Origin of the sequence: Brevundimonas sp. Root1279 (genome assembly GCF_001425945.1) — a bacterium.
Lineage (GTDB): Bacteria > Pseudomonadota > Alphaproteobacteria > Caulobacterales > Caulobacteraceae > Brevundimonas.
This window is the reverse complement of sequence record NZ_LMEB01000001.1, coordinates 483,808-497,430: the sequence shown is the minus strand read 5'-3', so window position 1 is coordinate 497,430 and position 13,623 is coordinate 483,808. Positions and strand designations below refer to the sequence as shown.

Below are 13,623 nucleotides of genomic sequence, written 5' to 3'. Positions count from 1 at the left end.
GGGGGATAAGCGCGGCGACATGGCTTCCGGCGGAAATCTCTACGAACACGGCGTTCGGCTGGCCCATCGCGGCTACAAGCTGACGCTGTCGCCCCTGATCGGGCAGCAGTGCCGGTTCATGCCGACCTGCTCCGATTACGGGCGGGACGCGCTGATCCAGCACGGCCCGCTCAAGGGGGGATGGCTCACCGTCCGACGCCTCTGCAAATGCCACCCTTGGGGGTCCTCCGGCTATGATCCGGTGCCGCCTGTGAAGACTGACAGATGATCGAACTGAAATTCCCCGACGGCGCCAGCCGCCAGTATCCCGACGACGCCACGGGCCGTGACGTCGCCGCCTCCATCTCGCCCTCGCTGGCCAAGCGCGCCGCCCTGGTCGAGATCAACGGCAAGCAGTGGGACGTCGACCGTCCGCTGGGCGCCGGCGGTGACTTCAAGCTGATCATGCGCGACGACCCGGACGCGCTGGAGACCATCCGCCACGACGCGGCGCACATCCTCGCCCAGGCGGTGCAGGAGCTGTTCCCAGGCACCCAGGTCACCATCGGCCCGGCCATCGAGGACGGATTCTATTACGACTTCTTCCGCGAGGAGCCGTTCTCGACGGACGACTTCGCGGCGATCGAGAAGCGGATGGCCGAGATCGTCGACCGCGATGAGAAGCTGGTCCGCGAGGTCTGGGACCGCGACGAGGCGATCAAGCTGTTCGAGGGCAAGGGCGAGGCCTTCAAGGCCGAGCTGATCCGCGACCTGCCGGCGGGCGAGACGATCACCACCTACCGGACCGGCCAATGGGTCGACCTGTGCCGCGGGCCGCACTTCCCGTCGACCAAGTTCGTCGGCAAGGCCTTCAAGCTGACCAAGCTGGCGGGCGCCTACTGGCGCGGCGATCACCGCAATCCGCAGCTGCAGCGCATCTACGCCACGGCCTGGGCCAGCCAGGCCGACCTGGACGCCTATCTGCTGCGCATCGAGGAGGCCGAGAAGCGCGACCACCGCAAGCTGGGCCGCGCCATGGAGCTCTTCCACATGCAGGAAGAGGGCCGGGGCATGGTCTTCTGGCACCCCAAGGGCTGGGTGCTGTGGCAGGTCATCGAGGCCTATATGCGCCGCCGCCTGGATGCCGCGGGCTATGTCGAGGTCAAGACGCCCCAGGTGCTGGACCGCACCTTCTGGGAGAAGTCGGGCCACTGGGAGAAATACCGCCCCAACATGTTCGTCTGCGAGACGGTCGAGGGCGAGACCCTCAGCCTGAAGCCGATGAACTGCCCGGGCCACGTGCAGATCTTCGGCATCGGCCAGCGCTCGTACCGCGAGCTGCCCCTGCGCATGGCCGAGTTCGGGGCCTGCCACCGCTATGAGCCGTCGGGCGCCCTGCACGGCCTGATGCGCGTGCGCGGCTTCACCCAGGACGACGCCCACATCTTCTGCCGCGAGGACCAGATCGTCGAGGAGACGCGCCGGTTCATCGAGCTGACCAAGATGGTCCACGCCGACCTCGGCATGGAGACGGCCTACATCAACCTGGCCACGCGCCCGGAAATCCGCGCCGGCTCGGACGAGTTCTGGGACAAGGCCGAGGGCATGCTGGCCGAGGCCGCCGCGGCGGCCGGCGTCGAGCCGGTCATCGCCGAGGGCGACGGCGCCTTCTACGCGCCCAAGCTGGACTTCGTGGTCAAGGACGCCATCGGCCGCGAATGGACCTGCGGCACGCTGCAGCTCGACTACGTGCTGCCCGAGCGCCTCAACGCCGAATACGTCGGCGAGGACGGCCAGAAGCACCGCCCGGTCATGCTGCACCGGGCCATCCTCGGCAGCTTCGAGCGCTTCATCGGCATCATGATCGAGAACTACGCCGGGGCCTTCCCCCTGTGGCTGGCTCCGACCCAGGCCGTGGTCGCGACCATCGTCTCGGACGCCGACGACTACGCCCGCGAAGTGATGGCCAAGTTCAAGGCCGCCGGCCTGCGCACCGAGCTGGACCTGCGCAACGAGAAGGTCGGCTACAAGGTGCGCGAGCACTCGGTCGCCAAGGTCCCGGTCATCGCCGTGGTCGGCAAGAAGGAGGCCGAGGAAGGCAAGGTCGCCATCCGCCGTCTCGGCTCGCAGGCCCAGGAGGTCGTCACCGTCGAGGAGGCGATCCGCATCCTGACCGCGGAAGCCACGCCGCCGGACCTGCGCCCCACCGCCTGAACAGCAGCGCAGGCCTGAAACAAGAAGCCCGCCCTCACGATCGCGGGGGCGGGCTTTTCGTTGGGCGCTATCCGCCGGAAGCGGTTAGAGCAGCCGCTTGCGCATGGCCTGCGACAGCATGTCGATCAGGGTGACGGCCACGACGATGATGATCGCGATGGTCGAGACGGTGCGGTACTCGAAGGCCTGCAGGTTCTCGAACAGGGCCTGGCCGATCCCGCCGGCGCCGATCAGGCCGAGCACGGTGGCGGCGCGGCTGTTCGACTCGAAGCGGTACAGGGCGAAGCTGGTCCACAGCGGGGCCACCTGCGGGATGACGCCCCAGGCGATCTCGTGCAGGCGGCCGCCGCCGGTCGCCTTGACGCCTTCGATCGGCCCCTTGTCGATCGACTCGACGGCTTCCGAGAACAGTTTGGCCAGCACGCCCGCGGTGTTCAGGGCGATGGCCAGAACGCCGGCCAGAGGGCCGAGGCCGACGGCGACGATGAACAGGGTGGCGATGACCAGGTCGGGGATGGAGCGCATCAGGTCCATGACGCGACGCACCGGCCAGACCAGCCAGGCGGGCGACAGGTTGCGCGAGGCCATCAGGCTGAGCGGCACGGCCAGGAAGACGGCCAGGAAGGTGCCCCACAGGGCGATCTGCACCGTCAGCCACATCAGGCTGACCAGGGCCCGCCAGTTGGTCCAGTCGGGGTTGAGGAAGTCCCGACCGTAGCTCTGCATCTTCTCGGGGTTCGAGAAGAGGTTGCCGATGTTGGGCAGGCCGACCTTGGCGAAGGCGGCGATCAGGATGATCGCGAAGCCGCCCCACAGCAGGACGTCCAGCGCCCAGGCGGCCAACGACTTCTTCGGCGCCTCGGGCACCACCGCCGGATCGCCGGGGAGGGGGACGCGCTTGGGCAGGATGTTCAGGATGATGGCGACGACGGCCAGGACGCCGATCAGGGCGAAGGGCCACCACTGGGCCACGTGGCCGCCGGCGCTCTTCGGCGGGGCGACGTCCGGCGGGCGGCCTTCGCGCTTTGCCTGGTCGGCCTTCATGACCCGGATGGGGTCCAGGTAGCTGTTATCGGCGGCGCGGAACTGGGAGTAGTTCAGGCCGTGGAGGACGTCGCGCTGGCGGTCGGCCTCCGGGCCTGCGCCCTGGCCGTAGGTGACGAAGAACTCGCGGATCTTGGCCTTCACGTCGGACGGCAGGTCCGACCGGATCAGGATGCCCGACTCCGGAATCGGCGGGGATTCCCAGATGACCTCGATCTGGTCGGCGACGTCAGGGTTCTGGCGGCGCAGGAAGACGGTGTTGACCGAGTTCGAGGTGGCCACATCGACCAGGCCGTTGGCGACGGCGAACGAGTTGGCCTGGTGGCTGGCCGAACGAACGGTGGCGAAGCACGCGGTCGGATCAATGTTCCGCGGGCTGAAGAAATAGGTCATCGGGGCCAGGGTGCCCGAGGTCGACTGGGCGTCGCCGATGCCGAAATCGAAGCGCTTGCCGCAGGCCTCGACGTCCTTGAGCGTGATGCCCGAGCCCTTCTTCACGATCAGCGACGAGACGTAGGAATCCTTCCCTTCGACATCGACGGTGCGGGCCACGACCTCGGCGTTGGCGCGGTCGATGGCCTGCACGGCCGGAAGGGCGGAGAACCAGCCGATCTGGGCCTGGTCGGCGCGCATGGCTTCGACGAGGACGCTGTAGTTCGAGCCGAAGATCGGCTCGACCGGAATGCCGATCTCGCGCTCGAGATCGTCCAGCAGGGGCTGCCAGATCGGGCCCGAGGAGGCCTGGCCCTCGGCCGACAGGATGGTGAAAACGACCTTGTCCGGCCGCTCCTGGGCGGAGACGGACGTCCCCGCGAGGAGACCGACAAGGACCACCGCCAACGCGAAGGCGGAGGCGAGAATGTTTCGGAGGCTGCTCATGCCTTGGAGTCCTGGATCGCGCCCGCCGGGGAGGCCCCGAGGGTGGCGATCGTTCGTACTGGGGTTGCGCCGCTAAGGACGCGTTCGTTCGCAATCATGGCTGCACCTCGCGCTTGGCGCGCAGGCGCTGCAGCTCCTGCTGGGCTTCGGCGATCGCAATGCGGTCGCCGCGGTCCTGGGCGGTGGCGAGGGCCTGGGAGGCCATGATCTCGCGAACCGGATCGAGATAGTCGTCGTCCGCTGCGCTGAAGCGGGAATAGCTGAGGCCCGCCAGCACGCGCCGCTGGCGATCGGCCTCGACGCCGCTGCCCTGGCCGTAGGTCAGGAAGAAGCTGCGGATCTTCTCCTTCACCGCCGGGTCCAGGTCGCCGCGCACCAGAATCCCCGCCTCGGGGATGGGCGGCGACTGCCAGATCTGTTCGACCTGGTCGGCGATGGTCGGGTTCTGGCGGCGCAGGGCGGTGGCGCCGACGCTGTTCGAGGTCGACACGTCGAGCACGCCCGACGCCACCTGGAAGGCGTTGCTCTCGTGGTTGTCCGAACGCACGGAGGCGAAGCACTGGTTCGGGTCGATGTCGCGCGGCCCGAACAGGAAGGTCTTCGGCGCCAGGGAGCCCGAAGTCGATTGCGCATCGCCCATGCCGAAGCTGTAGCGCTTGCCGCAGGCCAGCACGTCCTCGAGCGTGATGCCGGAGCCTTTCCGCACGATGAGGGTCGCGTAATAGCTGTCGGCGCCTTCCAGATTGACGGTGCGGGCGATGACCTCGGCGCCGGCCTCGTCGACCGCTTCGACGGCGGGCTGTGGCGAGAACCAGGCGACCTGGGTCTCGCCGCGCTTCATATCGTCGATCAGGGCGGCGTAGGTCGAAGCGAAATGCGGACGGACCGGCAGGCCGACGGCCGTGGACAGATCATCCAGCAGCGGCTGCCACAGCGGCCCCGCCGAGGCCTGGCCCTGGGCCGACTGGATCGAAAAGACGATCTCCTTGGGCGCACCGGCCGAAGGCGCGCGATCGCGATCGCCGCAGGCGGCCAGCACCAGCGACGCGGCGGTCAGGATGCCGACCGCAAAGACCCGGGCCGAGCCGGCAAGGCTCATGCCTTGGCTTCCCAGAAGGCGTCCTCGAACTCGGGGCCGTAGATTTCGATCAGGCGCTTGGTGTCGAGGCCGGTCGACGGGCCGTCATAGACGATCTTGCCGGCCTGAAGGGCGATGACGCGCTCGCAGTAGCGGATGGCGTAGTCGACCTGGTGCAGGGTGACGATGACGCCGAGGCCGTCGCGCTTGTTCAGCTCGACCAGCAGCTCCATGACCTTGCGGGCCGAGACCGGGTCCAGCGAGGCGACCGGCTCGTCGGCGAGGATGGCCTGGGCGCCCTGGACCAGGGCGCGGGCGATGGCGCCGCGCTGCTGCTGGCCGCCCGACAGGGTGTTGGCGCGCTGGGCGGCGTAGTCCGAGACGCCCACGCGATGCAGGGCCTCCATGGCCCGCTGCTTGTCCGCCGCCGGCCACAGGCCGAACAGGCCCTGCCAGCCCGGCAGACGGCCGAGCGCGCCGAGCATGACGTTGGAGAACAGCGACAGCCGGCCGACCAGGTTGAACTGCTGGAAGATCATGCCGAGCTTCTGGCGCGCCGGGCGCACCGCGCCGGTGATGCGGCCGTTCTTCTGCACCGTCTCGCCGAAGACCTGGATCGTCCCCTTGCCGGAGTCGATGGTCTGCATCCCCGTGATCGAGCGCAGCAGGGTCGACTTGCCCGAGCCCGACGGGCCGATCAGGGCGACCATTTCCCCGGCCTTCACCTCGACGGAGACGCCGTTCAGGGCCTTGCGGGCGCCGAAGGTCTTGGACACGTCCCGGACGGACGCGACGGCGGCGGCGGTTGCGGTCATGGAGAGACAGTCGTCGGTTGCAGGGGCGCGCCGCATGGCCCGAACGGGCCCTTGGGGCAAGTCTTAATGGCATGGGCGCGACGATTTCGTCCAGCGTGAGGGTGGCGTGGCACGGCGGGCGGTGCAGCGCAGGCACACTCTGCGCGTGGCAAGTGATTAGTGGTTCGTGATTAGTGGTCTTCTGGGGCTATCGGCGGGGGGCGGCACGGCGCCGACCGCGCGCGCCACAGCCGGCCAACCACTAATCACCAACCACTAACCACTTCACAGCCTCGCAGCGGGCCGCCCTACGACGCCGGGCGGACCTCCACCTCCAGCCCGAGCGCCTCGAGCTGGGGCTTCACCACCGACGCGTCGCCGACGACGACCCAGACGATGTCGCCGCTGTCGATGATCTCGCGGGCGGCCGCGTCCATCTGGGCGGCGCTCAGGCCTTCGTAGCGAGGGGCCAGGGTTTCCCAGTAGTTGTCCGGGCGGCCGTACAGGGCGTTCGAGCGCAGGGCGTTGAGCACGGCGGTCGAGGTCTCGAAGCTGCCCGGCAGCTGGCGCACATTGCCGTTGACGGTGCGCTCGCGCTCGGCGGCGGTGACGCCGCGGTCGCCGAGGAAGCCTTTATACTGGTCGATCAGCACGGCGATGGACTCGCCGGTGCGGTCCGACTGGACCGGGGCGGTGATGATGTAGGGGGTCTGCTTCTCCAGCAGATTGACCCGCCCGTTCAGGCCATAGGACCAGCCGCGGGTCTCGCGGATGTCCTGGTTGATGCGCGACAGGAAGCCGTTGCCGATGACTTCGTTGGCGGCGTTCAGGGTCACCACGTCGTCCTGGCCCGTGACCGGCAGGACCAGGCCGCCGAGGATCAGCGACTGCGGCGACTGCGGCCGATCGATCAGCACGATGCGCGGACGGGCCGCCGGGATGGGGGCGTCGAAGGCTTTCACCGCCCTGGCCGAGGCCGGCGGGACCCAGGCCCCGAAGCGGGCGTCGAGCATCGGCTTCAGCTCGGCCAGCGGCTTGTCCGAGACGACGAAGACGCGGGCGTTGTCAGGCCGGATCCACCGGGCGTGGAAGGTGGTCAGGTCGTCGCGGTCGAGGCCGCTGACGGCGTCGGGGTCGCCCAGGCCGGAGAACGGACGGCCGTACGGGTGCTGGTCGCCATAGAGAATGGCCGGCAGGGCGCGCAGGCCCATGCCGTTGGGCGAGGTCTGCTCCTGGGCGATGGCGGCCAGCTGCTGGTCGCGGCGGCGCTCGATGTCGGCCGGGGCGAAGGCCGGGTTGCGGATCACGTCGGCCAGCAGGTCCAGCGACGGGGCCAGGTTGGCGCTGACCGCGGTCAGGCTGACGACGGTGCGGTCGACGGTGGCGAAGGCGTTGACGGCGGCGCCGAGCCGCTCCTGCTCCTCGGCCAGCTGGACGGCGTTGCGGTTGGCCGTGCCCTCGGTCAGCAGGTCGAGCATCAGACGCTGGGTGCCGAGCGCGTCGCGCGGATCCGCGGCGACCCCGGCGTCGAACTCCACCGCCACGCGGGTCACCGGCACGGTGGTCGAGCGGGCGTAGACGACCTCAAGGCCGTTCGAAAGCGTCGCGCGCTCGACGTCCGGGAAGTCGAGCGCCTTCATCGCCGTCACGCCCGGCATGGGCTCGCGCGGCACGACGGTCAGGGGCGCCGGCGGGGTCGGGGCGGGGCGGGTCGAGGCGGCCTCGGCATAGGGTTCGCGCTCGCCCGGATCGACACGCAGGGCCAGGACCGGGCGGGTCAGCCAGCGGTTCATGACGGCGCGCACGCTGTCGGGCGTCACCTCGCCATAGGCGGCCAGTTCGCGGCGATAGTGGCCCGGGTCGTCGGCGTAGAGCTCGCCCTCGGCCAGGACCACGGCCTTGCCGGTGAAGCCGCCGACCGGCTCGAGCGCCTGGATGCGCTGCGACATGCGGGTGGTGACGACGCGTTTCACCTCGTCCTCGGTCGGACCGCTGGCGACGAAGTCGGCGATCAGCTGGTCGAGGCGGGCGGCGACGGCGGCGGGATCCTCGCCCGGCTTCACGTCGACCGAGGCCTCGAACATGCCGATGCGGTGGAAGGGCTGATAGCTGGCCGTCACCGCGGTGGCGGTCTGGTCGCCGCGCACCATGGCGTTGTCGAGCCGCGAGCTGGCCAGGCCGCCGAAGACGGTGGCGGCGACGTCGAGGTCGGCGGCGGAGTCATCCAACAGGCCCGGGACGATCCAGGTGCGGTACAGGCGGGTGTTCGAGACCCGATCGTGCAGGGTCTTGTCGATACGCGCCGGGAGGGTCGGGACGTCGGCCTGGGCCGGTTCGTTGACCGCGCCGCGGGGAATGTCGCCGAAATATTTCTCGACCAGGCGCCGGGCCTCGGCGGCGTCCACGTCGCCGGCCAGCACCAGCACGGCATTGTTCGGGCCGTAGTTGTCGCGGTGCCACTGGCGCAGGTCCTCGAGGCTGGCGGCGTCGAGGTCGGCCATGGAGCCGATGGTCGAGTGGCGATACGGGTGGCCCTCGGGGAAGAGGGCGTCGAGCTGGGCGTATTCGACCAGACCGTAGGGCTGGTTGTCGCCCTGGCGCTTCTCGTTCTGGACCACGCCGCGCTGGTTATCGAGCCGCTCCTGGTTGAGCGCGCCCAGCAGATGGCCCATGCGGTCGCTCTCCATATAGAGCGCCTGCTCCAGCGCCGAGGTCGGCACGGTCTGGAAGAAGTTGGTGCGGTCGAACCAGGTGGTGCCGTTCCAGTCGGTGGCCCCGATGGCGCGCAGCGGCTCCATCAGGCCGCCGGGCAGGTTCTCGGTCGGATTGAACAGGCCGATGTGTTCGAACAGGTGGGCGAAGCCGGTGCGCCCTGCCCGCTCGTCCTTGGAGCCGACGTTGTACCAGGCGGCCACCGCGACCACCGGCGCCTTGCGGTCGGTATGGACGACCACGCGCAAGCCGTTGTCGAGGGTGAACTCCTCGAAGGGGATCGACACGCTGCGGGCCAGCTCGGAGGCCGGGGCGGGGGTCGCGGCCGACTGGGCGAGGGCGGCGTGGGCCGGGGCGACGGCGAGGAAGACGGTGGCGAGCAGGACGGCGCGGCGCATGAACGGATCCCCCAGGGCAAGGTGCTGGCGGGACGGTATCAGCGGTCGCCGAAGCGACAAGTTACGGCTGAGTCACGAACGACCCGCCGCTAGCGGACCGAGACCTCCATGGAATAGTCCGAGCTTTCGTTCCGCCGAGCGGCGTTGCGATAGAGATAGACCTGCACCGTGTAGTCGCCGCTGGCGGGAAGCACGGCCTGCCAGTCGTTCCCGCCGCTCGCGCCGATGAACAGGGCCTCGCCCTCGCCGGGGACCACCCCCGGTGCGAAGACATTGAAATAGGCGCTGGTGTTGGAGGGAGCGAAGGCGATGCGGGCGGTCTGCCCCTGGCGGGCGTTCAGCCGGTAGTAGACCGTGTCCTCGCCGCGGACCGAGCCGTGCACGGTCGTCCCCGTGGCGCCCGCCGGGAAGACGATGGCGGTCGCTCCGGCCGGGGCCGCTGAGGGCGCGGCAGGTGCGGCGGGCGCCGCCGGCGGGGCGGCCGGCGCGGCGACCTCGACCGCGGCCGCGGGCGCGTCCTTCGAAGGCGAGGCCTGCTCGCATCCGGCGACAAGGGCGGCGAGGGCGATGCACGCGGGCGCAAGAGCGGTCCGGATCATGTGAGCAACCTTTCCAGGGGGCCGGCTCAAAGGCGCAGCAGACGCTGCAATGCGCAGCCCCGGGAACGGGTTCTCTAATATCGCCCAGAAATTACCGCTTTACATGACAGGCGGGTGACCCTACATCGCGCGCTCCGGCGGACCCCGTAGGTCTAAACGTTGCGCTGCTAACGCCGGTCTGGGTTTAACAATTACAGGGGTTTACGTGAATTGCGCACGTATCCATTTCCCCTGGACCTGGTCCGCGAGCGGTCCCCTGAACGTCCCGTCGCACTCGTGCGGCCGCGTTCAGTTTCCGTAGCGGCGCGCTGGTTCCAGGACAATCTGAACGCTGACGTCTTCTATGCGGTGAAGGCGAACCCTTCGCGCTGGGTCATCGAGACTCTGGTCGAAGCGGGCGTCACCGCCTTTGACGTCGCCTCGATCGGCGAAGTCGAACTGGTCCGTTCGGTCAGCGCCGACGCGCGCCTGGCCTTCATGCACCCGGTCAAGAGCCGCGGCGCGATCACCAAGGCCTATTTCGACTACGGCGTCCGCACCTTCTCGCTCGACAGCCATGACGAGCTGAAGAAGATCATCGACGCCACCGGCGACGCCAACGACCTGAACCTGGTCGTGCGCATGGCCGTGTCGGCCGACGGCGCCGCCTATTCCCTGTCGGGCAAGTTCGGCGTCTCGCCGGACCAGGCCCCGTCCCTGCTGCTGGCCACCCGCCAGGCGGTCAAGGACGGGCTGATGGGCGTGTCGTTCCACGTCGGCTCGCAGTGCATGCGTCCGTCCGCCTACGAGGCCGCCATGGCCCAGGTCGGCCGCGCCATCAGCCGCGCCGGCGTGATCGTGGACATCGTCGATGTCGGCGGCGGCTTCCCCTCGGTCTATCCGGGCATGGTCCCGCCGGACATGAGCGAATACGCCGACGCCATTCACCGCGGCTTCCGCGAGATGCCGGTCACCCACACCACCGAGCTGTGGTGCGAGCCCGGCCGCGCCCTGGTGGCCGAGTCCTCGTCGGTTCTGTGCCGCGTCGACCTGCGCAAGGGCGACGCCCTGTACCTGAACGACGGCTCGTACGGTTCGCTGTTCGACGCGACCCACTCGCGCTGGCCCTTCCCGACCAAGCTGGTCCGGGACGGCGACAGCTCGAACGACCTGAAGCCGTTCCGCTTCTACGGCCCGACCTGCGACTCCATCGACCACATGCCGGGCCCGTTCTGGCTGCCGGCCGATGTGCAGGAAGGCGACTTCATCGAGATCGGCATGCTCGGCGCCTATGGCGTCGCCATGACGACCGGCTTCAACGGCTACGGCGAGCATGAGATCGCCGCGGTCGAGGACGCCCCGATGGCCTCGCTCTACGGCCTGGCGCCGCGGTCCATCCCGACCGTGCGCACCTCGGCGGAAGAACAGGCCCGCAAGGTCGTTCGCCTGTCGCGCCCCAAGGGCAAGGCCGGCCAGCGGAAGAAGTCGCGGCGCTAAACCGTCACTAACGCGTTCTAACAAGCAGCGGCCCGTCGCTCCGTCCGGGCCGCTGTTCCTATTGACGACGGGCGCTCAAACCAAAGGGAAACCCTTGCAATGAACGCTCCCGTTCAGACGAACCAGAAGGCCGAGCTGCTCCAGAACACCGTCGAGCACGTCGACATGACGTCCTTCGACGCCCGTCCGATCATCGACAGCATGCGCAAGATGTCGTTCTCGTCGCGCGACACCGCCCGCGCCGCCGACATCTTCAACATGGCGCTCGAAGATGCGACCTGCTCGCCTTGGCTGATCCTGGCCGGCTCGACCTCGGCCGGCGGCTGCATGCACGTGTACCGCGACATGGTGAAGTTCGGCATGATCGACGCCATCGTCGCCACCGGCGCCTCGATCGTCGACATGGATTTCTTCGAAGCCCTCGGCTTCAAGCACTATCAGGCGGCCGGCCCGGTCGACGACAACGTGCTGCGCGACAACTACATCGACCGCATCTACGACACCTACATCGACGAGGAAGAGCTCCAGGCCTGCGACCACACCATCCTGGAGATCTGCAACCGCCTGGAGCCGCGCGGCTATTCCTCGCGCGAGTTCATCTGGGAAATGGGCAAGTGGCTGTCGGAAGGCAACGCCAAGAAGCCCGGCTCGCTGATTCAGACCGCCTATGAAGAGGGCGTGCCGATCTTCTGCCCGGCCTTCGTCGACAGCTCGGCCGGCTTCGGCCTGGTCAAGCACCAGAAAGAGCAGATCGCGGCCGGCAAGCCCTATCTGATGATCGACGCGGTCGCCGACTTCCGCGAACTGACCGACATCAAGATCGCGGCCGGCACCACCGGCCTGTTCATGGTCGGCGGCGGCGTGCCCAAGAACTTCGCCCAGGACACCGTCGTCTGCGCCGAGATCCTCGGCGTCGAGGCCGACATGCACAAATATGCGGTCCAGATCACGGTCGCCGATGTGCGCGACGGCGCCTGCTCGTCTTCGACGCTCAAGGAAGCCGCTTCCTGGGGCAAGGTGTCGACCACCTACGAACAGATGGTCTTCGCCGAAGCCACCACCGTGGTGCCGCTGATCGGTTCGGACGCCTATCACCGCGGCGCCTGGAAGAGCCGCACCAAGCCCCGCTGGGCCAAGCTGTTCGGAAAAGCCTGACGGCCTTCCGCATCTCTTTCGGGCCGCCCGATGCGGCCTGAAAGGCGCACGACAAAGGGGCCGCGAGCAATCGCGGCCCCTTCATCGTTCCGGGACGTCGTTACTGGCCGCTGATGTCGCGGACGGCCTTCATCAGGCTTTCCACCACCCGGGCGGTCTCCGCATCGTTCCAGTCGCCCGGCTTGGTGATCACCGCGTGACGCAGGGTATGCAGCGCCTCACGGACCACCTCGGGCGCCTGTTCGCCGGACACCATCCGGGCCGCCAGCGCCATGCGCTGCATAACCCCGTCCACGGCGGCGCGGTTCTCGTCGATCCAGGCCTTGCCGGCCTCGGTCAGCGAAAAGACCTGTTTGCCGCCGTCCTCGACGCCCGCGATCAGGCCTTCGTCCGACAGCAGGGCCAGGTTGGGGTAGACCACGCCCGGCGATGGCGCATAGCCGCCGCCGAAGGCCGTCTCGATGGCCTTGATCAGATCATAGCCGTGGCGCGGCTGCTGCTCGATCAGGGCCAGCAGGACCAGACGCAGGTCGCCCGGCCCGAACATGCGCCGGCCCCGCCCCGGGCCCCGGCCCATGCGCCCGCCGCCCTCGCCGCGGCCGAAGCCAGCGCGCCCGTGATGCCGCTCACCGTCGCCGCGGGGGCCGCAGTGATGGCGGCCGCCGCCCTCTCCTCGCCCCCCGCCCCGGCGGGCGCGTTCTTCGAAAAATCCAAACATGCTGTGCGTCTCTCTCTTGTTCATGCGCAAAAGATATATCGCAAGATGCGCAACGCAAGACGCATAAGATATATTTTTGTAGCGCGACATTCGCCGCTCGGAACCGCCGAGGCGGCGGCGGCTTTGACTGCCGAAGGAGTTTCCCATGACCCAGCAACAGACCGAGGACGCCCGCGAGGCCGACGACATGGGTGAAAAGCCCGACCTGGGGCGCACCCCGGACGCCCTGACCGAGGCCCTGTCAGGCAGCGGAATGGGCTCGGACACCCGGGCAGGCTCGCTGCAGGGCGGGGCCGCCACCGGCTCGGACATCGACCCGGATCAGGACGCCATCAACGAGAGCCTCGCGAGTGAAGGGATGCGCGCCGCTGACCGGGGCCAAACACCCCCGGAGCCGCCCAAGGCGGCGAATCAAACCAACCCGGTGAACAACACCGGGGCCGACTCGAAGGCCGCCAAAACTGACGTTGCGGAAGGAAAACCGGACGCTCACGACGACGCGGACGCCGCAACCGGCTGAGATTGGTTCTAGGCCATCAGGCGGACCTCAACCCGCCTTGCAGCCGCCGCACGCTTG

Annotated in this window: 11 protein-coding genes; 5 read left to right on the top strand and 6 right to left on the bottom strand. The window is 68.7% G+C overall.

Annotated elements, in window-relative coordinates; genetic code table 11:
• Positions 1 to 19: 19 nt before the first annotated feature.
• Positions 20 to 268, top strand: coding sequence for a membrane protein insertion efficiency factor YidD (gene yidD / locus ASC65_RS02385; protein WP_056448947.1), 249 nt, complete (start codon positions 20 to 22; stop codon positions 266 to 268).
• Entirely contained in the window at positions 265 to 2,193 is a 1,929-nt protein-coding gene (thrS, locus tag ASC65_RS02380) for a threonine--tRNA ligase (RefSeq protein ID WP_056448944.1), read from the top strand. Before yidD ends, thrS begins: the two co-directional genes overlap by 4 nt.
• A gap of 84 nt (positions 2,194 to 2,277) precedes the next feature.
• Here thrS and phnE read toward each other — a convergent pair whose 3' ends face one another.
• The 5 genes from phnE to ASC65_RS02355 form a co-directional block, all read right to left on the bottom strand.
• Positions 2,278 to 4,116 (bottom strand): phosphonate ABC transporter, permease protein PhnE, encoded by a 1,839-nt coding sequence (gene phnE, locus ASC65_RS17800; RefSeq protein WP_442854111.1) that lies wholly within the window; start codon positions 4,114 to 4,116, stop codon positions 2,278 to 2,280.
• A gap of 94 nt (positions 4,117 to 4,210) precedes the next feature.
• Positions 4,211 to 5,215 carry a phosphate/phosphite/phosphonate ABC transporter substrate-binding protein gene (gene phnD / locus ASC65_RS02370; RefSeq protein WP_056448941.1) on the bottom strand — a complete coding sequence of 335 codons (1,005 nt, stop codon included), beginning with the start codon at positions 5,213 to 5,215 and terminating at the stop codon, positions 4,211 to 4,213.
• Complete coding sequence (gene phnC, locus ASC65_RS02365) at positions 5,212 to 6,009, bottom strand: phosphonate ABC transporter ATP-binding protein (protein WP_056448938.1); 798 nt, start codon at positions 6,007 to 6,009, stop codon at positions 5,212 to 5,214. The genes phnD and phnC overlap by 4 nt, the downstream gene beginning before the upstream one ends.
• 287 nt (positions 6,010 to 6,296) lie before the next feature.
• Complete coding sequence (locus ASC65_RS02360) at positions 6,297 to 9,098, bottom strand: M16 family metallopeptidase (protein WP_056448935.1); 2,802 nt, start codon at positions 9,096 to 9,098, stop codon at positions 6,297 to 6,299.
• 89 nt (positions 9,099 to 9,187) lie between these two features.
• Entirely contained in the window at positions 9,188 to 9,697 is a 510-nt protein-coding gene (locus ASC65_RS02355; RefSeq protein ID WP_056448932.1) for a hypothetical protein, read from the bottom strand.
• A gap of 210 nt (positions 9,698 to 9,907) precedes the next feature.
• On the opposite strand from ASC65_RS02355, the gene ASC65_RS02350 reads away from it, so the two are divergent.
• Both ASC65_RS02350 and ASC65_RS02345 read left to right on the top strand, forming a co-directional pair.
• The gene (locus tag ASC65_RS02350) at positions 9,908 to 11,173 is read left to right on the top strand and encodes a type III PLP-dependent enzyme (RefSeq protein WP_056448926.1); all 1,266 of its coding nucleotides are present in this window, start codon (positions 9,908 to 9,910) and stop codon (positions 11,171 to 11,173) included.
• A gap of 99 nt (positions 11,174 to 11,272) precedes the next feature.
• Positions 11,273 to 12,328: a 1,9-bis(guanidino)-5-aza-nonane synthase gene (locus ASC65_RS02345; protein WP_056448923.1), complete on the top strand. Its 1,056-nt coding sequence runs from the start codon at positions 11,273 to 11,275 to the stop codon at positions 12,326 to 12,328.
• A gap of 100 nt (positions 12,329 to 12,428) precedes the next feature.
• Here the strand turns inward: ASC65_RS02345 and ASC65_RS17300 are convergent, their stop codons facing one another.
• Positions 12,429 to 12,875, bottom strand: a complete 447-nt coding sequence (locus tag ASC65_RS17300) for a PadR family transcriptional regulator (protein WP_162245652.1) — start codon at positions 12,873 to 12,875, stop codon at positions 12,429 to 12,431.
• Positions 12,876 to 13,191: 316 nt separating this feature from the next.
• On the opposite strand from ASC65_RS17300, the gene ASC65_RS16655 reads away from it, so the two are divergent.
• Positions 13,192 to 13,566: a hypothetical protein gene (locus ASC65_RS16655; RefSeq protein ID WP_082525837.1), complete on the top strand. Its 375-nt coding sequence runs from the start codon at positions 13,192 to 13,194 to the stop codon at positions 13,564 to 13,566.
• The last annotated feature ends 57 nt before the right edge of the window (positions 13,567 to 13,623 follow it).